This is a genomic window from Microvirga lotononidis (assembly GCF_034627025.1).
GTDB classification, from domain to species: domain Bacteria; phylum Pseudomonadota; class Alphaproteobacteria; order Rhizobiales; family Beijerinckiaceae; genus Microvirga; species Microvirga lotononidis.
The window spans coordinates 160942-180139 of the sequence record NZ_CP141049.1 but is presented as its reverse complement, the minus strand read 5'-3'; the positions used below and the strand labels follow the sequence as shown (position 1 = coordinate 180139).

The 19198-nt window shown below is 59.9% G+C and carries 24 protein-coding genes and 1 pseudogene; 14 read left to right on the top strand and 11 right to left on the bottom strand.

Going from position 1 to position 19198, the window contains the following annotated elements; genetic code table 11:
- The first annotated feature begins 131 nt into the window (after positions 1–131).
- Both U0023_RS24315 and U0023_RS24310 read left to right on the top strand, forming a co-directional pair.
- Complete coding sequence (locus U0023_RS24315; protein ID WP_009488678.1) at positions 132–581, top strand: hypothetical protein; 450 nt, start codon at positions 132–134, stop codon at positions 579–581.
- Positions 582–595: 14 nt separating this feature from the next.
- A complete protein-coding gene (locus tag U0023_RS24310; protein ID WP_040637725.1) occupies positions 596–805 on the top strand; it encodes a hypothetical protein in 210 nt (69 codons plus the stop codon).
- A gap of 139 nt (positions 806–944) precedes the next feature.
- Here the strand turns inward: U0023_RS24310 and U0023_RS24305 are convergent, their stop codons facing one another.
- The 3 genes from U0023_RS24305 to U0023_RS24295 all read right to left on the bottom strand — a co-directional run bounded on the left by U0023_RS24305 (position 945) and on the right by U0023_RS24295 (position 1999).
- A complete protein-coding gene (locus U0023_RS24305; RefSeq protein ID WP_009488676.1) occupies positions 945–1244 on the bottom strand; it encodes a DUF2188 domain-containing protein in 300 nt (99 codons plus the stop codon).
- 33 nt (positions 1245–1277) lie between these two features.
- A complete protein-coding gene (locus tag U0023_RS24300) occupies positions 1278–1496 on the bottom strand; it encodes a hypothetical protein (RefSeq protein WP_009488675.1) in 219 nt (72 codons plus the stop codon).
- Positions 1497–1600: 104 nt separating this feature from the next.
- Positions 1601–1999, bottom strand: coding sequence for a PRC-barrel domain-containing protein (locus U0023_RS24295; RefSeq protein WP_009488674.1), 399 nt, complete (start codon positions 1997–1999; stop codon positions 1601–1603).
- Between the two features lie 516 nt (positions 2000–2515).
- On the opposite strand from U0023_RS24295, the gene U0023_RS24290 reads away from it, so the two are divergent.
- Complete coding sequence (locus U0023_RS24290; RefSeq protein ID WP_154660869.1) at positions 2516–2887, top strand: DUF6894 family protein; 372 nt, start codon at positions 2516–2518, stop codon at positions 2885–2887.
- A 440-nt stretch (positions 2888–3327) separates the two neighbouring features.
- Positions 3328–4065, top strand: a complete 738-nt coding sequence (locus U0023_RS24285) for a sigma-70 family RNA polymerase sigma factor (RefSeq protein WP_009488670.1) — start codon at positions 3328–3330, stop codon at positions 4063–4065.
- 744 nt (positions 4066–4809) lie between these two features.
- Here U0023_RS24285 and U0023_RS24280 read toward each other — a convergent pair.
- Positions 4810–5019 carry a hypothetical protein gene (locus U0023_RS24280; protein ID WP_322883867.1) on the bottom strand — a complete coding sequence of 70 codons (210 nt, stop codon included), beginning with the start codon at positions 5017–5019 and terminating at the stop codon, positions 4810–4812.
- Between U0023_RS24280 and U0023_RS24275 the strand changes: the two are divergent.
- Positions 5006–5464, top strand: a pseudogene (locus U0023_RS24275) (IS6 family transposase); the annotation flags it as partial. The gene U0023_RS24280 and the pseudogene U0023_RS24275 overlap by 14 nt on opposite strands.
- 117 nt (positions 5465–5581) lie before the next feature.
- On the opposite strand, the gene U0023_RS24270 reads toward U0023_RS24275, so the two are convergent.
- Together U0023_RS24270 and U0023_RS24265 are read right to left on the bottom strand one after the other, a co-directional pair.
- A complete protein-coding gene (locus tag U0023_RS24270; RefSeq protein WP_245272819.1) occupies positions 5582–5731 on the bottom strand; it encodes a hypothetical protein in 150 nt (49 codons plus the stop codon).
- Positions 5732–5929: 198 nt separating this feature from the next.
- Complete coding sequence (locus tag U0023_RS24265) at positions 5930–6214, bottom strand: hypothetical protein (protein WP_009488665.1); 285 nt, start codon at positions 6212–6214, stop codon at positions 5930–5932.
- 1055 nt (positions 6215–7269) lie between these two features.
- Between U0023_RS24265 and U0023_RS24260 the strand changes: the two genes are divergently transcribed.
- The 6 genes from U0023_RS24260 (at position 7270) to U0023_RS24235 (ending at position 13161) form a co-directional block, all read left to right on the top strand.
- The gene (locus U0023_RS24260; protein ID WP_009488662.1) at positions 7270–8532 is read left to right on the top strand and encodes an IS256 family transposase; all 1263 of its coding nucleotides are present in this window, start codon (positions 7270–7272) and stop codon (positions 8530–8532) included.
- A 367-nt stretch (positions 8533–8899) separates the two neighbouring features.
- Entirely contained in the window at positions 8900–9466 is a 567-nt protein-coding gene (locus tag U0023_RS24255) for a response regulator (RefSeq protein ID WP_009488661.1), read from the top strand.
- Positions 9467–9761: 295 nt separating this feature from the next.
- Positions 9762–10364, top strand: a complete 603-nt coding sequence (locus tag U0023_RS24250; RefSeq protein WP_009488660.1) for a hypothetical protein — start codon at positions 9762–9764, stop codon at positions 10362–10364.
- Positions 10365–10591: 227 nt separating this feature from the next.
- Positions 10592–11638 (top strand): IS630 family transposase, encoded by a 1047-nt coding sequence (locus U0023_RS24245; protein ID WP_009488659.1) that lies wholly within the window; start codon positions 10592–10594, stop codon positions 11636–11638.
- 732 nt (positions 11639–12370) lie between these two features.
- The gene (locus U0023_RS24240; RefSeq protein WP_009489610.1) at positions 12371–12622 is read left to right on the top strand and encodes a ParB N-terminal domain-containing protein; all 252 of its coding nucleotides are present in this window, start codon (positions 12371–12373) and stop codon (positions 12620–12622) included.
- Between the two features lie 116 nt (positions 12623–12738).
- Positions 12739–13161: a hypothetical protein gene (locus tag U0023_RS24235; protein WP_040638036.1), complete on the top strand. Its 423-nt coding sequence runs from the start codon at positions 12739–12741 to the stop codon at positions 13159–13161.
- 74 nt (positions 13162–13235) lie between these two features.
- On the opposite strand, the gene U0023_RS24230 is transcribed toward U0023_RS24235, so the two are convergent.
- Entirely contained in the window at positions 13236–13571 is a 336-nt protein-coding gene (locus U0023_RS24230; protein ID WP_009489608.1) for a DUF6894 family protein, read from the bottom strand.
- Positions 13572–14311: 740 nt separating this feature from the next.
- Positions 14312–14548 carry a hypothetical protein gene (locus tag U0023_RS24225; RefSeq protein WP_009489606.1) on the bottom strand — a complete coding sequence of 79 codons (237 nt, stop codon included), beginning with the start codon at positions 14546–14548 and terminating at the stop codon, positions 14312–14314.
- Positions 14549–15269: 721 nt separating this feature from the next.
- On the opposite strand from U0023_RS24225, the gene U0023_RS24220 reads away from it, so the two are divergent.
- Complete coding sequence (locus U0023_RS24220; protein WP_040638035.1) at positions 15270–15548, top strand: hypothetical protein; 279 nt, start codon at positions 15270–15272, stop codon at positions 15546–15548.
- Positions 15549–15550: 2 nt separating this feature from the next.
- Here the strand turns inward: U0023_RS24220 and U0023_RS24215 are convergent, their stop codons facing one another.
- A complete protein-coding gene (locus tag U0023_RS24215; RefSeq protein WP_009489603.1) occupies positions 15551–15991 on the bottom strand; it encodes an acetyltransferase in 441 nt (146 codons plus the stop codon).
- A gap of 787 nt (positions 15992–16778) precedes the next feature.
- Here U0023_RS24215 and U0023_RS24210 point away from each other — a divergent pair.
- Both U0023_RS24210 and U0023_RS24205 read left to right on the top strand, forming a co-directional pair.
- Complete coding sequence (locus tag U0023_RS24210; protein ID WP_009489601.1) at positions 16779–17120, top strand: hypothetical protein; 342 nt, start codon at positions 16779–16781, stop codon at positions 17118–17120.
- Between the two features lie 333 nt (positions 17121–17453).
- On the top strand, positions 17454–18149 hold the full coding sequence (locus tag U0023_RS24205; RefSeq protein ID WP_009489600.1) for a response regulator transcription factor: 696 nt from the start codon (positions 17454–17456) through the stop codon (positions 18147–18149).
- Between the two features lie 87 nt (positions 18150–18236).
- Here U0023_RS24205 and U0023_RS24200 read toward each other — a convergent pair whose 3' ends face one another.
- Positions 18237–18887 carry an IS630 family transposase gene (locus U0023_RS24200; protein ID WP_245272872.1) on the bottom strand — a complete coding sequence of 217 codons (651 nt, stop codon included), beginning with the start codon at positions 18885–18887 and terminating at the stop codon, positions 18237–18239.
- Positions 18776–19198 (bottom strand): helix-turn-helix domain-containing protein, encoded by a 423-nt coding sequence (locus tag U0023_RS24195; RefSeq protein ID WP_009489598.1) that lies wholly within the window; start codon positions 19196–19198, stop codon positions 18776–18778. Before U0023_RS24195 ends, U0023_RS24200 begins: the two co-directional genes overlap by 112 nt.

Below are 19198 nucleotides of genomic sequence, written 5' to 3'. Positions count from 1 at the left end.
CTGACAGGACCTTCTCCGACGCGGCGCCCTTTCCTGAAAAGCAAAGATGAACGTTGTTATTCCGCCGAAAGAGGAGCGTCTCGGCGAAACTTAACATAGACGGCGTGGCAGCGGGTCTGTGTCGACGGTTGGTGCGGCGGTGGCGAACGCCTGATCGCCTGCTCAAGCCTCAGGCGTTTCTGTGCACGGACCTCGAGACCGAGTCTCTTGCGATCGTGCGCTGGTTTGTGCGGCGCTGGAGCACCGAAGGGACCTTTGCCGAGGCTCGCCGACATCTGGGGATGGAGACGCAACGGCAATGGTCGGACAAGGCGATCGCCCGCACGACACCAGCCCTGCTGGGACTGTTCTCGCTGGTGAGCCTCTGGACCGATGATCCCGCCCTTCGGCGCTTGGCTCGCCCACGGTGTGCCGCCTGGTACGACAAGCGCACGATCACCGTCAGCGATGCTCTGGCGGCCGTCCGACGCTCGCTCTGGGTCGCCGCGGTTTCCAATGTGTCACGCCGGCCCGCCAACATGACAAAATCCCAAATCGATGTTCTGAACCGATTGACAGCGACACTCTGCTATCCAGCGTAAATGGCCGAAGTCGAGTGACCCTCACCCTTCAGCCCATGCGCGTTGCGACCGGCTTTGACGAGGAAGGCACGCTGGTCCTCGATGGGAAGCAGCGGCTGGTGGCAGTGCTGGTGCGCCTCTCGGATGCGAACGAGGTGGCTCCCGGGCAGTGGTACCTGGAGGCAGGCTTCGGCCGGCTAGATGGGATCAACCACCCCGCCTTTGCTGATCTGGAATCAGCCTAAGAGTGGACCAGTCAACGCCTTGCAAAGGGGCCACAGACGGCTCCCGTTCATGGTTTTCACCTCAGTGCTGCAGCAGTTTTGACGAGGGAATAATGTCCTTGGACCTCAGGCTCCTAAGTTCAGCAATGCTTCGTGCCGTTCAACCGGTGACATCTGTCTCTGGTCGGTTCTTCCCCTGAGCGACTTCCTCATGCCAGTCGCGTGCCTTATCCTGATATTCAATGTCTTCGGTTTCGCCAGGGAGCCTCTGTTCGGCAGCGGCTCGCTCGGCCGCCTCTCGAGCCTCATCATGGCCGGCGTAACGCCCTGAGAGGACGTCCCCAACTTTTAAGGCCCACCCACCATCGTGCTCCACAACTTCATAGCGGACTTTGTCATTGCTGTTCTCCTGTAAGTCCTTATCGAGCAGAACAGAATATTCGATGAAGCAGTTCCCCATTCCAAGCCTCAGTGCCTGCTGAGGGTGCCCCTCTCACCTGCCGTGAGGCTTCGGGCTCCAGAAGAACACCTCATCGCCATCCTGATCCATGATCCGCAAGGCATCGGGCTTTTGCGGCATGTTCAGGGTGTCGAACAGCGATTGCGCTCTGACCTTGGCGTCGTCCAGATCGGCCGTATCATGTTCCACCCGGTCCAAGGTGGCATGCGCACCGTCTCCTTCACGGACCCGAAAGAACTCAATGATGAACATTGCGCGAATTCCACCCCACTGAATGAATATGGATAGGCGTCGTGGCATCGGGTCTCGTCGTCCGCCTCCTCAGAGGAAGCTTGCAAGCGTCATGCCGGAACCCGTTATCGTTTCCATTTGCCTTCGTAACGGAACTCTGGAGCTGATTTAAGCTGATCGAGAGTGGCGTTCATGGTCGCCTGCCACATGTGATCGCCTTCCACATACCGGATCGAGATCCCAGAGGGGTCCACGGCCACGTAGCGCGGGCCGCCTCCCAGAATCTCTCCCACGGACAACACGACCCCCATAATCTCACCGCCCTCGAAGACGATGTCTTCGATCTTGCCCATACCCTCGCCACTCGCGGTTTGAACATTCAGGCCGATGAGCCGCGAACTCAGGATGGCATCGCTGCCAATCGTGATGAACTGAGGCGCGCCGGAGGCAGGCGGGGTGCTCTGAGCGTGGGCTAGGCTTGTCAGGCAGAGCGTAGCGACAAGGAGGGGTGCAGAAATGTGCATGAAAGGTTTCTCTCGACCAGAGGTCGCGATGAACCATCAGCCAGGATAATGGCTTATTCGGGGGCTTCTAAAAATTAGCTCACATCGCCGCCCAAGGACTGGGGATCCAGGTCGCCGCTCCTATATCCAGGCTTGGAGCCGCCGATACGCTCCTCGAGGAGCGCTCCCATGCGAGTTACGATCGTTACGGCCCTGCTTGCCTTGTCGGTGTTATCTTCGGGGGTCATGGCCCAGGACAGGGCCGCGCCTGAGGCACGAAGTCTAAAAGCCACCCCGTCGCGACCATATACGGCTGAGGAATCGGCCGCATTGGCAGCCAAGGCTCGACAAAAGGCCGAAGCCGCGGAGCGCGCCAGGGATCGCAAGTTGAGAGAGGTCTCGAAGGGGATCTGCACCGGATGCTGACATCAACCCGCACGATCTAAGTCGTGGCGGCCCAGTGGCAGGGCATAAGAGACCGCAGCACTCTTGCCGTCCGACATCAAAAAGCCTGCTGCTCGTCTTAACCCTTTCGGCATGAGCAAGGCTCCAAAGCACCCGAGCCAGCGCGACGATCTCAAGCGGCGGGACGATGAGGGCGGCCCGCCTTGCTCCGGTTACCCCTCCCACAAGCCGCCGCAGGCTCCCGAGCCAAGGGCGGAAACGGCTCTGTACTACTTCAACCTCAGGACTGAAGACGGCTTGGTCGACGATCCTGAAGGAGAAAAGTATCCTGACCTTCAGGCGGCGCGAGATGCTGCCATGGCCAAGGTGCGCGGCATGATCACGGAAGGTGATCAGATCGGCGAGAACCGGCGAAGCTGGTGCGTCGAGGTCATGGACAAGGCCAATCAAACGGTGCTGACAGTCGCGTTCTCTCAAGTCCTCGACCGAAAGGCAAACGACTAATTGTGTGCGAAGCGACTGCCGTTGTGCAGTTAGGTAGAAGGAGACGAACCCGTCATGGGCAAGCGCCCTCTCAGCCTCACTCAGAGAGTTGTGAACTCGGTTTGGAAAGCCGTCAGGATGCTCGAAGATCGTCCCGCACCGTTCCCAAAGGTAAAACTCAACGGGCGGCGTGGCTACGGCGACCGGGATATTCCCTCGCCGGATCAAAACTCTGATCGCGACTGATCTGAACTCCAGGCTCATGCCACATAGGCGGGCCATGGTGTCGCTGTCACGCACGGACATTGTCGAGTCCGTCAGCCGGGTTGTCGATTTCAATCACTTTTGCCTTGTAGCTCGCGCTGACCAACCCCACGTTTGTCAGTACCGCTGGTAAATGGCCCTAGGCGCTGGCGGCTGAGAGACATCGCGCGCTCCCGCCGTCTGTCGCGGAGTGCAACATGCCCAGCAATCCTTCTCCCACATCGCAGAGCGCCATCGCATTGCCAGGCTATCGGCCGGCACTAGCGGGGGATATCCAGGATCATTTGGGGCAGCAGCTGCGGTTGGCGGATGAAGCGATGGGCCCTTGGCCCGTGCCGGAGTCGCTCAGGATCTTGGCGGCCACGATCGACTGCCACCTTGCACTCAGGACAGAGGCGCAGCTATCAGAGTTTCGGGATGGGATCGTGGAAGCACAACCGATCCTGCGTGCCTTCGCAATCTCCCTGACGAAAAGTCCAGATCGCGCCGATGATCTCGTGCAAGCCACCATGCTTCAGGCCTTGAGCAAGCGGGCTCTCTTCCAGCCGGGCACGAACCTGAACGCGTGGCTCTTCACGATCTTGCGCAACGGCTACTACACCGACTATCGCAGGCGCAGTCGTGAGGTTGCCGATCCGGATGGAGCCTACGCTGCACAGTTGACCATCGCTCCGGGGCAAATGGACGGGCTCAACCTCCAAGATCTGCAGAATGCGTTACCGAAACTTGCTCCCGACCAGCGTGAGGCGTTGCTTCTCGTCGGCGCTCACGGGCTTACATACGAAGAGGCCGCGACGGTCAGCGGGATCCCGATTGGGACGATCAAGAGCCGAGTCAACCGAGCTCGGCTTCGGCTTGCCGAACTTCTGGGCTATGCACCTGAAGAACTCATGCAGGGGCAATCCCTGCAAAGCCGCACTGGTCGCCAATCGTGAGCACCGACCCGGCCGAGAGCATCGCCCGCCATATCGTACGCCATCTTGTACGAGGGCTGGGCAAGACCGAAGGGGAGGGTGTGCCTCTCCAAAAGCTGCGGCACTGGTGGGTCCTCAGCTTGGGGCAGCGAGGCGATGCGTTTGACCTAGGCCTCGACTATGCCAGTCACTGCCAATGGGTCGCGCATGGACCGGATGGCATGATCCTGCTCACCGACCTGGGATCCACGAAGGGCGGCAGACCCTCATAGACGGAATATCAAAGACAAGCGCGCAGTTCCTAGGCCAGACACGCGCAAACGATGTCACGGTAACTGGAGACGTTCAGAGGATCATATAGCACCTCGTCTCCTTGCCGACGTTCACCATTGGAAATGGGTTCCAGAGGGCATTTGCGCCCTCAAGTGACCCGCGACGGAACGTCCGAAGGTCTCCTTCCGGGCGTCAAATGCCAGTTCATACAAGAGTCAAAGGTTTTAAGGATGTCTTACGCAGAAGCATCACACATTGCAGAACGAACATTGCTGGATGGAGCGACCTTAACTGAGCTTAAACAGGCGTCCATGGATTTGCGGGTCCTGACCCCGGACAGCGCTCTGGCTGATCTTGTCGACGCCAAGATCGAATTCATCGAGAGCCAGAAGGGATGCTCCGACATCGGGGGCACTGGAGCAGGCTAAGGTACACTCCGGACTGATGCGCGCGAGAGGTGACCTATCGCGCGCATCAGTCCGTCAGCTCGGGTCAACCGGCGGAACTGCCCTTTCGCACAAAAGCTGGCAGCTGATTCAGGACGCTCTTCTCTTCAGGACCGGCAGCGTCCAGAACATCCGCCATGTCTTCAATCTGCTCGAAGCTGGCTGTTAGGACGAGCCTGAAACCATCCTCTAACTCAATGACGAGTTCGGGGTCGCCGCCACGGGACGATGGGGAGACCAGGAAGCGCGGCGGCAAACTGCACTACCTCTGGCGGGCTGTTGATCAGCACGGCAACGTGCTCGACGTGCTGGTGCAGAGCCGGCACAACAAGAAGGCGGCCAAGCGTTTCATTTGCAAGCTGCTTAAGGGCTTGTGCTATGTGCCGAGGGTCATCGTGACGGGCAAACTCGCCTCCTATGCTGCGGCCAAACGCGAGATCCTTCCGGCTGTCGAACATCGGCAGAGTCGATACCTGAATAATCGCTGCGAAGTCTCGCACCAACCCAGCCGACGACGTGAGCGCCACATGCGGCGGTTCAAATCAGTCCAGCATGCCCAACAATTTCTATCTATTCACACTCCGATCCACAACCACTTCCAGGTCCACCGTCACCGTCTTTCTGCCAATGAGTATCGCGTGACCCGCGATTGCGCCTTCAATTCATGGCGCGATGCGACCGGTGCTGCCCTCGTCGGCTGATTTAGACTGGCTCGATGACTGCACTCGCCGCAGCTCTGCCCACCGGGCGTCAAGTTGACAGTCCCGCTATTGCTGCGACATGCAACCAGCGGCTCGCAGATCATTGGAATGCGTGAGTTACTGGTGATGGTGCGAGCAGCCCGCGTCCAACTCCGCTATCTCGACCAGCTCGTCCCTGTCACTCACGGTCAGCTTGCCGCTTTGGAATTCCACTGCCCCTGCCGCGCGAAGAACCATGAGGGTACGGTTGACGTGAACCATTGACATTCTAATCGCATCCGCGAGGTCTTCCTGCGTCACCGGAAGGTCATAACTGGTGTCATGTGCCAATCCTGCTGCCTTCGCACGCTGCATAACCTGCAGACAAGTGAGCTATCTGCCCGTCTGCCAGCACCTTGCTGCTGCGCATCAGCCATACCCGAAGCAGAGAGGCCCTCGGTGCGGCTTTCCATACTAACTACACTTCTATGTAAAGGTCATTTGAATTTGCCGCTCTAGCTCATCGAGTTCTCTCACATAAGGAGCGCGCCGTTCGTGATGACGCTCTTTGAGGGTGGCAATGGCCCTGTGTTTCAGAGGTTCTTCGATTGTGCTCTGCAGGATCGTTTCACGGTCGTTCTGGAACTCAAAATCGATGTCGGCCAAGCTCCCTAACAGCGACTGCATCAGAGGCAGAATGTCTGGGGAGTAAGTCTCTGTAGGCCGTTGAGACTGTTCTGAAGTCAGGTGTTTGAGCGTGTTAGCAAACATCACATTCCTCCGGTTCCTGTTGCTCTTGTCATAGCTCCGCCTCGCTGTTGGAGTTGGTGAGATTTCTTGCGAGGATCGGCACGTCGGCAGGATCATGTCATGATGATTGGGAGATTAGTGGAGCACCTGTGGACGCCACGACACAAAGAGTGAGGGCCGCTTCCAAAGAAAGAAATGATCCTGCTCCGCGAGGCCCAAGTGCCGATCTTGTTCAAGGCGTGCAATTTGTGCTTCGACAGCTGCGAGTTGGCGCTCAAGGCGGATGACATGCCGACGCTTACTCGGCAGAAGCTTTTGTTTCTCACGCTTCATTGAGACACCCAAGTGCGCAGCCATGCCGCCACCTCTTCTTCGGAGGATGACTGGCAATGTGCTGACGACCGTATAGCGCCCCCGCAGTTCTTGCTTATCTCAACAAGACTATGCTGATTCGGAGGTAATCCGTCTGTCGGGAAGCCGACAGTAGGGCAAGCTTTTGTTAACTTATGTTGGTTTGTCGCAACTCATGGAGTTGGCGATGTAACTGAGGTGACACGGACGAAGTGGTCCAGCCGCTCTGTTAGTCTGGTCGGCAAATTTCCTTGAGGGCTCAGGGAGGTTTGTCATGCGCAAGAGACGCTTTTCAGTGGAGCAGATTGTGGCGATCCAGCGCACATCCTTGATCCAGGGGGTAGCCTCCCAGTCGCCATCCTCCGTTTGCCGGCGTTGACCCGAGAGACCCTGCTGGAAACCTGTCGAATAGGGAATTTTACCTTTCACGTAGAACAGGCGAGGGGTTGGAGCCAAGACACTCACGACCTTCTGTCCGTACATTTGCCACATTATGCCGCTGCTCTGCCAGCAAGGGACCCTGAACGAGGGCAAGCACATAGGGGCATTCAGCGGCACAGTCCTGCCACCAACGAGAGTGTCTCAATGCAAGCCCTGCTCCCGATCGATGCCCGGTGCCGTCCGGGAGGTGGTAGACTTTTGAGGGTGGCGTAGTCTCCGGGTGCTGCAACCCACACAGCGGGATTCGGGCGTTGGAGCGCTCCGGTCCCGTGGGAGACCACGCCATGACGGACCTTATCAGCAAGACAGATGCTGCGCATCCTGCCGGCCAGCCGCAAGCCCGGCTTTTCGACGATTGGATCGACCCGATCGAGACCGGCGTGCGCGAGCGGGTGCGGGGCTGGATCGAAGCCCTCATTCAGGCGGAACTCGAGGCGGCTCTGGGCCGGCCGCGCTATGGCCGCAAGGAGCGTCCCGCACCACCCGCCTCCACTCACGGCTATCGCCATGGCAGCCGCTGCCGCAGCCTGACCGGCACCTTTGGCCAGACAGAGATTTCGGTGCCGCGAGCGCGCTTGCGTACCGAGGATGGCCGCACCACTGAGTGGAGAAGCGCAACCCTTCGGGCTTATCAGCGGCGCACCAAGGCCGCCGATGCGCTGATTGCCTCAGCGTATCTGGCCGGCACCAACACCCGGCGGGTCCGCCGGGCCTTAGCCGCCCTGTTCGGCGGAGCCATCGGCAAGGACACGGTCAGCCGGGTCTGGCGCAAGGTGCAGACCGACTGGCAAGCCTGGAACCAGCGCTCGCTCGCCGACGAGCCGATCGTGCGGCTGATCCTCGACGGCACGGTGGTGCGGGTCCGGCTCGACAGGAAGGCGACCTCGATTTCGCTGCTGGTGGTGATCGGGGTGCGCGAGGATGGCCAGAAGGTGCTGCTGGCGGTCAAGAACATGGGCGGGGAGACCACGGCCGCCTGGCGTGCGGTGCTCGACGACCTCGTGGCACGCCAGCTGCGCCGGCCGGCCTTTGTCATTGTGGATGGCGCGCCGGGCCTGGAGCAGGCGCTCGCGGCGGTGTGGGAGGGGGTCCCGCTGCAGCGCTGCACGGTGCATAAGCACCGCAATCTGCTCGCCCATGCGCCCAAGCGGCTGCATGAGGAGATCACGGCCGATTACACGGATATGATCTATGCCGCCACGGCCGAGGAGATGAAGGAGCGGCGCAAAGCCTTTGTTCGCAAATGGCAGCTGCGGCATCCGGCGGTGGCCGACAGCCTGGAGGAGGCCGGCGAGGCACTGTTTGCGTTCACAAAGCTGCCGCCCTCGCAGTGGAAGTCGGCCCGAACCACCAATGCGATCGAGCGGCTGCATGAGGAGTTCAAGCGGCGGATCAAGACCCAGACGGTGCTGCCTTCAGCGGCGACCGCGGCCATGCTGTTCTGGGCGCTGCTGGCGTCCGGCCAGATCACGATGCGCAAGGTCGATGGCTGGAAGACGCTTCCCAAAATCTCATCGAGCCAGGAGATGATTGACGTTGCTGCTTAACCCCATATCCTAAGCATGCTGGAGACTGCGCCACTCCAATTTCTACAGCCCTCGCGCCGCTGCCCGATGCCCCGGAAGTCACGTTTTCAATCCCAACTCACTCCACGTTCGATCAATCGCTGGCCTCTAATGACCTTCAGCAGCTTGGGGAGCGGCTGCGGCTCACCTATGGAGCGGTTGAGACACACCTCCCGGCTCGGCTGGCAGAACTCGTGGACCGGCTCACACGCCGGGAGCAGCCGGAAGGCTAGGGGTCGGTAGGACACTGTCTCAGGCCTGCCTCAGCGTGCACATCCTGCTCGCTTGGATGTCTCAGTCGAAACCAGCGTAGATCGACCCTCGAACGATCATAGGCTTATTTTGTACAATGCCATTGATCGGTGCCCTGCCTGGAATCGGTCGGACCGTCGAGGATCAGGCATGGCAGCTTGGCGCACCTACCCGTTCGCCACGACAGTTTAAGGAAGCATCAACCAAGTCGGCAGAATATCGGCCGGTCTCCCAAGTAATACGCGATGCTCCAAAGATGCTAGCCTCAGCTACCGTTCTTGTCGTCGACAATGACCCGATCACACGCGAGTTGCTGGAGGGGATTCTCCGGACTGGCGGCTTCCAAGTCCTCGCTGTTCCGACTGGAAATGTGGGTCTCCTATCACTTTGTCAGCAGCGCGCTCAAATCGACTGGCTTGTAACGAAGATAAGCCTTCCCGGGCTTGTCGATGGATGGCTCCTGGCCGATGAGTTTCATCGGCACCGCCCAGACCGGCCGGTGATCCTCCTGTCCGAGGCGATCGCGGAGGCCGAATGCCCCTCCATCGATGCGCTGTTGATTCCAGCGACAGCTCCGATGCGGGTTCTTGAGGCACTGACAAGCCTGGGCAGTGATGAAACCTCGCGTCTGGTGAACTCCCCTGAGATCGCTCGAGCAGCTTGAGCCTGCATAAACAGTTTGGATGAAGGCACTCCGGCCGAGAGGGTCGAGCTTTCAGCCAAGGCGCCAGAGCGGGACGGCGCTCTGCGCTACCATGCCGGGCAATCAGGGATCGCTCCGAGCGGGCTATTCATCACCTCTCCGTCTTTTAATTCGGCCTTAACTAAGACAACAAAGTCACCTGGTTCGTGGCGGCCGGCGGCCCGAGGTAATCCATTTCAGCCTCTTTGTCGCCGCAACCGTGGGCCCGAATGAGCGGCGCTGAATTTCAGTCATCTTCCGTATGCGGGAGGCGCCCATGTTCCAAGAGTCTGCGCCACGTCTGTTGAACGCACACCGCGGTCTAATCCTGGCCCTCAGCCTGTCCGCCGCCGCAGGATGGACCTCGTTTGCCATCGTTGGGCACACGTCGGCTGCGGTCGAACACCAGTTTCGTGATCAGGTCACAAGCCTGCAGGCCACGCAGACCCAGCTTGTTGCCGAGCAGACGAAGGCTCGAGTGTCACTCTCCGAGATGGCCCAGCTCCGTGCAGATCTTGCCGCAGCTCGGCGCGAGATCAACCAGCTGTCCCAGTCTCACGAGCAGGCTCAGGGGGAGTATCCCCCCGTCAGGGCTGATGCCAAAGGTGCAAACCTCCAACCCAATGACGCCACCCGTGACGTATCCCGGACAGAGGCCATCGGCGAGAAAACCAGCGCGATCCACAAGGACAAAGCAGTCTCAGGAAAGCCGCTAGAGAAGCAGCCTCGCAATCCGCAGGTTGCCGCCGTTGGTATTTCATCCTCGGTTGCCCGAAAACCAGCTGAGAAGCCCCGCGGCAAAGAGTTGATTGTTGTCAGTGAACCGGATACAGCGGCCTTGCGCCAGCTCGTGAAGTCTGCGCAGACGCCAGGGCGGTAGATAACATCCCAGCGGCCATGGCCAGCTCTCCGCCCAACCGCAGGGAGGAGGTGCCAAACTGTCTGGCTGTCTAAAATTGAGTCACAACTGAACAGGCACCTCATGCAGCCTTGCACGCGTGAGATCCTCCTGTGTGAAAATCCTAGTACGGCATCGGTTGCAACTTACATTATTGAGCCGGTCCTCATTGTCTTGAAAGGGTCTTGGTTGGCTCCAGCTTCATCAGCATGAAGCACGTGGACATGCGCAAGCTGCCGGCGGCGGCTCAAGAGGAGCGCCGGCGGCAAGTCATTGGGCTCCGGGAGCGCGGGCTGACCTACCGGGCGATCGCGGCCCAGGTTGGGCTGTCGCCAACCGGGGTCTTCGACATCTGCCAGCGGTTTGCGGCCGAGGGCGCGCAGGGGCTGGTGAGCAAGCCACGCGGGCGCAAGCCGGATGAGCAACGGCTGCTGGATGCCGCCCAGGAGGCCGAGATTCAGCGCCTGATCTGCCGGCACACCCCGGACGAACTGGACCTGCCGTTCGCCCTGTGGAGCCGGGCGGCGGTGCGTGCGGTGATCTGGCAGCGCTGTGGGATTGCGCTGGCCGTGCGAACCGTGGGCAAGTATCTGGCGCGCTGGGGCTTCACCGCGCAGAAGCCGCTCCGGCGGGCGTACGAGCAGAACCCGGCCGCGGTGCGGCACTGGCTGCGGCGGGAGTACCCGGCCATCGTCGCGGCGGCCCGGCAGGCGCGGGGCACCATCTTCTGGGGTGACGAAACCGGTCTGCGCGCCGACGACGTGCGCGGCCGCGGCTATGCGCCCCGGGGCCGGACGCCGGTGATCCGGGTCTGCCATCGGCGCGCCGGGCTGAGCCTGATCGCGGCGGTGAGCAATCGCGGCGCCTTGCGCTGGATGATTGTCGACGCGGCGGTGAATGCCGCAATCTTGATCCGTTTCCTGCAACGCCTGATCCGCGAGGCAAAGCGCAAGGTGTTCCTGATCCTGGACCGGCTGCGGGTGCATCGCGCCGCCCGGGTCCGCGACTGGCTTACCGCGCATCGGGCGAAGATCGAGGTCTTCTACCTGCCGGCTTACAGCCCGGAGCTGAACCCGGAGGAGTGCCTGAACGCCGACCTGAAGCAGGTTGTCACCCGCCAGGCGCCCGCGCGCAGCAAACAGCAGCTCAAGCGGGCAACGGTCAGCCATATGCGTCGCCTCTCGAAATCGCCCCGGCGCGTCCGAAGCTATTTCAGCCACAAACCCGTCCGCTACGCCGCATGCTCAAGACAATGAGGACCGGATCAATAAATAGGGATTGCGCTCGATTCTCGCGGGCAGTCTCATGCTCATAAAGACCCGTCCTCCACTTCATGATGATAGTGAGCGACAACAAAGAAGATAAAGAATTTGTTAGGATTTTAGCGGGAACTTGTTTGGCGTCGTGACGAGCCGGTTCGCCTTATCTTCGCAAGAGATCTTGCGCCTCCAGCAAACGGCATCGCGCATGAGCAAGACGAAGCCCGACGCCGACCATGCCCTGCACCCTGCTCTCGAAGAGCTACGGCAAATCCTGGCCAGAGAGCAGACGTTGGAGGGGTTTCAGAAACGCCTTGGTCATGATCCGTTCGCACCCTCACAACGGATCACGGAACGAGGGGCACGAAAAGCGCTTAAGAAGCGACGCTAACCCGTTCCGACAGCCTCGGTTTCACAAAACAGCCTTGAGCGAGTTTTGTAGCCGCTTCGACATCTTCGACGATGAGCATGGGCGATGCCCCTGCGATACGTCTTTCCCCAACAACCTTGTACCGGCCGTCTCACTAGGAATGGGGTGGACATTCGGTATCGTCACAGCTGAATCATGAAATCTGTCTGAACCTGTGCTTATCAGCAGTCTTCATTACCGTTGCCTTCCCATGACTGTGGGATGAGCTTGAACGATCCTGGAGATGTATGTCGCTAGGCAAGCTGACTCGCCGCGCCTAAGCTTCCATCAGGCATGAACCCAACGCAGGAGCAGTCGGGATGGTATTGAAGAAGCAGACCCTTTCGATCCACGATGTCTATGTGCCTGTGAAGCGCCGACAAACCCTGGACGCACAGAACGTTGAGGCTTTGGCCGAGAGCATGATGGAAAAGGGGCAGGAGACCCCTATTCTCGTGCGGCCTGACGGTCAGCGGTTTGTCCTCGTCGAGGGACTGCATCGTTTGGAGGCGTGCAAAGCTCTCGGAGAGACAACCGTTCCAGCCTACTTGGTGCAGGCTCGTCGGCGCTGAGCCGCGGCGATGAGAGTTGATCCGGCATGCGCTTTAGAGGTGGAGAGAACTGTCTCATCCCGCCGCAATTTGCCTCCTCCACCTGGTCAAACAAACGTTGGAAAGGCTATCACTCCATGACGAACGATCCGGGCAAACAGGCTCCGCTGACGAGGCACAGGCAGGAAGACTGGGATGAGGCATGCGAGGCGTACCTGCTGGAACATACCCCAGGCTTGAAATACTACTACGCAGCGCAGCACCAGGCCTTCCTCCAAATCGAGGAGGATGCAATGTCACGCTATCCAGATCCAACACCGGACGATATCGCCACGGCCCAAGCCGTGGAGGCTGCTCTGCCGTCCAGGAAGAGAACGGAGCTTCAGCTGCGTCGCAGCTTCGTACCTCTGGCGGCTCACCTTCCAAGCGAGGTCAAGCGCACCCGGAAGCGCTTCATTCAGCGGCATCAGCGCGCCTGGAACCGCGCTAACCCGATTCCTTTGACACGGGAGCTCGAGCGCACGCTCACGGCAGAGTTCAAAAGGACTTATGGGCAGTGAGAGCCTGAAGGGCAGGGGCTCATTGCTGTTCAAGATCTGGGCATAGCCATTACGGCAGTTCGTCCCAGATTTGATCAATGAGCCGAGAGTAAATCCAGAGGGATCACTTGGATGGCCCGTCCAGAGACATCCACGATCTCCAGGCGCCATCCCCGCCACTCGCCGGACCTTGTGGGCATCTGGGCACGAAGCTCCTCGACAGCTTCCAGGGCGGAGACCACCGCCGCCTGGATGCTGGACGCCACGATGCCCTCTTCATCAGGAATCCGGTCATCGCCATCCGTGAGGTTGAAGTAGTAGCGGGCTGGAACTGGCCGAGCCGGCGAGGCCTCGTGCCAGGAATCCGCTGACGGTATGGTGGCGCCAAGGCCCTCAGGCGACATCGGCTTGTTCTTGATGATGGTTGTCACGGGTTGGCCCGCCTTACTGGATTGCTGGGTATGAGACAGTGTCGAGTTCCACCCAGCCGGTACAGGTCGGGAGTGCGGGAACGAGGTAAGCGCGGCCTCCTTCCACGCTCTCAACCCGGCACGGGTAGGTTCTCCGGTCGCCTGGAGGTCGGTACAGGACGAGACTGCCAGCGGCGAGACGATCGGACAAAGAGTCTTCAGAGATGACGATTGCGCCTGTATCGAGCGGCTCACCGGCATCTGGTGCAGGAGCGATGTTTTGCTTGGCTGCCCGCACGCGTTCGAGCGCAGCAATGACGAGACGGGCTCGGTCGCGGTACCGGCTCATGACGAGTTTCAGAGGACCCTGCTCATTCCCCGCATGCCAGGACAGGCCCCCTGCTCTTGCAAGCTCGGCTGCAACCGCCTCTATTTCATCTTCTGTCATGTGGCCCCCGGCGCATTAAACCACTGCCGTTAAGCCTTAGCGGTCGCTTTCAGTTCCGCACAACGAAGTCGCAGTCCGCGGCAGACCTGCCCCAGCCCGAGATCACTAACGCCATTGAATGACATGTTCACGACCATTTCGCCCAAAGCGGCTAGCGACACTCGGACTGCAATGCTACTCCAGTATCATTGGTATATCGTTATGAATTCTCCCGATGAACGGGGCCTCGGTCTTGGGGCCGGTGACGGCCAACAGCCTGTTGTCGGTGTTCCTGCGGCGGCCGTGGTAGGTAGCTCCGGCGTCCCAACTTCGCTTAATCAAGACCGACTGTCTTCGGTGAGCTGTCCTCAACCTCCAGGACGGTCGGCGGGAAGGTGGGCTGCTCAGCCTCGAGCTGCTGCAGGGCAAGCCCGCGCCAGTACCGGAGTTCCGCAGTGTCCTTGCCGGCCCGCTCGTCAGCGAGGATCTGCTCCCAGCCCGGCCCCTGTTCATCGGCGAGCCGCTGGGCTCGAGCGGTGATTTCCTCGTCTGAAAAGCGCTCTGCCGCCATGAAAGCTCTCCCTGCCACACAGAGGGATGATGGCGGCCGAGTGTGACCGGAAGGTGATGAGCCCGATGGCCTTGCCAATGATGGCTATTCCGAGCTTGAGGAGGGATGCGTTACCCCCTTCGCCTGCACGTGCAGGACCTTCCACGCCGGGGGCAGGATGGAATGAACGTATGGACAGCCACCAGAGAGTCTGGGACGCCATCGATGTCATGGCCCACCGCGCTGGGCTGAGCACCTTCGGGCTGGCCAAATCTGCCGGTATGGACGCCACAGCCTTCAACCGGTCCAAGCGGGTCGACGGGCACGGGCGGCCACACTGGCCCAGTGCCGAGACGATCCAAAGGGTGCTTGATGCGACCGACAGCACGTGGTCCGAGTTCGCGCGTCTGGTTGAGGCAGGCCCAACCGCCTCTCAGAGGGAAGAAGCAACGACATCGGTTTCATAAGGAGTATTGTTGCTTTATTGGGCTGGGAGCCGGCAGCCTGGCATAGGCGAACCGCCGCTGCCTCCAGCACAAGCTGGAGCCGAACCTACACCTCGCGTTGCTCAGATGTGGAAACACGGACATGAGCATGGATGTTGTTGAGGATGATGATCCAATCGAACTGGGAGAGGCGTCCTTAATCCGTCGTTAACCATACCACTCTCATCGTGGCTGATGGGGCGAGCACACATGCGGAGGTGGGCAGGCATCATCTTCAACGCAGCGAAGGATGCAGATTGACCGCCTTGGCTGCTCTGGAGACTGAAGGTGCAAATCCACCTGAAAATGCAGACAGAACCAAGGCGACGATGATCAATCTGTTCGAGATGCTCCAACCTGCAACCAATGTTCTGTTGGAGTTGCAAACCCTCATTGCATCACCCGAGTTGCTTCCGTGGATCGGATCAGCCGTCGTGATGCTCTTGGCGACTGTCCTGGTGCCGGTGATCAGGTGGCGCAGACAAGCGGCTGCCATGGAGTGGCGCAGGACATTGGCAGCCCGGGCAAGAGCCTGAGCCTAGTCTTCCAGGATCAAATGGACGATGGGAAAGGCACGGCCGCGATCATCCCGCTCGGATCGGCCTACCTCCCGAAATCCCATCCGCCGGTAGAAGGACCGCGCGCCCTCATTCTGCTCGTTGACGTCAACGGACAGATTCGGCGCCATCTGGCGCGCATACGCGACGAGCGCACGCCCCACTCCTTTGCCATGCTGCTCCGGCGCGACAAACAGGGCATCGATCTTGTCCTCTGTCATACCCATGAAGCCGAGAGGCCGGTCTTCATCATCAACTGCGACCCAGAGGAGGGCTTGGGGCAGGTACTCAGTGCGGACGAGCCCGGAGTAGAAATCGATGTCAGCCTCGCTCAGGAAGAGATGCGTCGCCCGCACCGCCCGAAGCCAGATTGCGAAAAGGGTATCCGTGTCGCTGAGGCGCGCTGGTCGAACAGAGCTCATCGGACTTGTCCTGCTATAAGCTTCTCACGCGCGACCTAGGTCAAAATCGCAGTGTCCGCAAGTTTGATTCGAGTAACTTAGAAGGGGCAGGCAGCATAATCCGGCAAGCAGCAATTGTCGTTAGCTGAGCAGATCGAGCGTCTCACTGCGTGAGTGAATGTGAGATCCTCTATATTTTTCTGTCCTCGGTCAAACATTGCGACACAGCTGACAAGCATAATTAGCATGGTTAAACTCGCGATGAATGACAAGAAACGAAGACCGATTTAAAGGATTAGAAATGACACTTCATGAACACATCCAGAAGCATTGGAAGACAGCGGCTGTTGTCGTCGTAGGGGGCTTTATTGCTTACAGCATCTCCTACTTCTGGTGAGGTAGCCTCAGCACGGTGTGAGGATCGGAGATTAACCACGCGTAGTTGGGGAGCAATTGCCTTTCTCGGGTGGAGCCTTCAGCGCGCTTCTGGCCTAATCAGGACCATGGTTAGCGGCGCTATGCCCGGTGGGAATGTCCTTGATCTAGGCTGGAGAGAAGCCGTGCCTCTCTATCCACATGCCCGCTGAGCCTCGCGCTTGACGCTGATCGTCGCCGATGTGAAGTTGAAGCCACTGCAGAACCTCAACCGGGCTGATGCCGAGGCATAAGGGGTCGAATCTGACGTCGCCGACCCGCCGTTCGGATATGTGACCTAGATTAGACCGCAGTTGGTGTCGAAGAACCCGTTGATCGTCGCGATCACCTTCACTGTCTACCAGTGCAACATCGACCAGATGGAGCCGGCGGCATGACACCGGAGCGCTTCGCCCTGATGCGGCACCTGCTGCACAACGCGCAGTTCGACTGGACCTATGGCGACACAGAGTATCTGCGTGAGCCGGTCGATTTTATTCCGCGATACCCCAACGCCGTGGTGGATCTGCCGCGGATCAGAAAGATTGCTTTCACCTTGCATAAGGACCGTGTCGCAATGTTCGACGGCTCCGGCGCTGCGCTGACACCCTCGTTCATAATCGCCTGGGTGGAAGCGGAAGGCTACGTGATCCACGCTTCCGCCTTCGACGATGGCGGGGATGATGTGGCGCGAGGTATGATCGGCCGCCCATGCCCAAAGTGCCGGAATCGATGATCAAACGTCTTCCTGGGATCGTTACAGCGCCTGATCTTCCTTGATAGAACGAACTGTGGAGCCAAATCTGCTCACGATCGATATCGTCCAAGCCGAAGCTGTTCTCATTCAGCTAGACAAGGTAGCAGTATGAGATCCTCCTGTGAGAGGATCCTGCCACGGCACCGGTTACAGACCTCCTGTCGCAGGTTTGCAAGCAGAATCATTTACCCGACTAAATTCTTGAACCCTGGAACTGAGCCGGCGCAGTGAAAGCGTCGATGTACCACCGGCGTTAACTCCTCGTTGAGCATACTTCCCTCACATTAGCTGAGGTCTCTGGGAGGTGGTGAGATGCGGGTGTTGCTGATTGAGGATGACATCTCTGTCACTCAGAGTATTGAGCTCATGCTCCAGCGCCTCAACGTCCAAATCTCCGTGGCCGATCTAGGCGAGCACGGCATCAATCTCGGCCAACTCCCCGATTACGACATCATCCTGCTCGATCTCAACCTCCCGGACATGTCAGGCTATGATGTCCTGCGACAGCTGCGGCTGGCCAAGGTGAGCACGCCTGTCCTGATCCTCTCAGGCCTGGACGGTATCCAGAACAAGGTCAGCGGCCTCGGCTATGGCGCCGATGATTACCTCACCAAGCCATTTCATAAGGATGAACTCATCGCCCGCATGCAGGCCATCATCCGCCGCTCGTCCGACCAGACCGAAGCCGTCCTTCAATGCGGCGATCTGACGATCAACCCTCGGGCTCAACAGGCTGAGATCGCAGGCCGCCGGGTGAACCTGACCGGCACCGAGTACAAGATCCTGGCGTTCCTGGCTCAGCGCCAGGGCAACACGCTGACCAAAGAGATGCTCCTCAATCATCTGTATAGCGGAATGGATGAACCGGAGATCAAGATCATCGACGTGTTCATCTGCAAGCTGCGCAAGAAGCTCGCGGAGGCTTCAGGTGACAGGGACTACATCGAGACGGTCTGGGGCCGCGGCTACATGCTGCGGGAGCCGCAGCTCGTCAAGTTGGCAAGCTAAGTCTCAGGTCCACGCCCCTCCCACATCCGCTGTCCTGCGTTCTGTCAGCGGATTGCAGGTTTTCTGGATTCTAAAGCGCTTTTGGTTTCAGTGTAGAGCATAGCCGGCATGCCTGATCCAGCCTCGGGCATCTTTTGCGGTGATGCTGTCGAGGGCGGGTTTGAGCTCTGCTTCCAAGGCTTCGAGAGTGCGTGCGGCTTTGGCCTTGAGCCGCTCTTTCACCTTGGCCCAGGCGTGCTCGATCGGGTTGAACTCGGGCGAGTAGCGCGGCAGGTACAGCAGTCCAATCCCAGCCCGATCGAGCAGGTCCTGCACTTCGATGGCGTGGTGCGGGCGCAGGTTGTCCATCACCAGAATGGCATCCGGCTTGGTGCGTTTGAGAGCCGGTACCAGGATCTGCTCGAGATAGGCGAGTAACACGGAGGTAGAAGTCGAGGCCTCGATGCTCATCGTGGCAACCAGGCCCTCACAGGCGAGCGCACCCAAGACCGTCAGCCGCTGCCAGGAGCCCAGCGGGATCGAGCCGGACGCCCGCTGCCCGCGCGGGGCTCTGGCATGAGTGCGGGCCATCTTAGTCGTTACCCCGCTCTCATCCAGGAACACCAAGCGTTCGACAGGAAGGGCGCTCATCTGCTGGCGGTAAGCCTCACGCTCGGCAGCAACCTCGGGCCGCTCCTGCTCGGCCGCCCGAAGGGTCTTTTTTTCGGACGCAGCTTGAGGCGCTTGAGCGCCTCGCAGATCACCGCCAAGCACACCGTCACGCCCGTTCGCTCAGCCAGGCGCTCACGGTACTCGCGCAGCAGTGCGTCATTGTCCTCGATCACGAGCTGACGCAGCACCTCGAGAACCGCCGCATCCAGGCGCGAGGGCACGCCGCCGCTGTGCGGCTTCGCAGCCCGCCGGCCTTCCTCGCGTTCTTGGCGGCGCCAGTTCGACACGGTGGCCGGGCAAACCTGGAAGCGGCGGGCGATCTCGACCTGAGGAAGGTCGCCGCGTTCGCAGGCGACCAGAACGCGCTCACGCAAATCCGCGGAATAGGCCTGGGACAT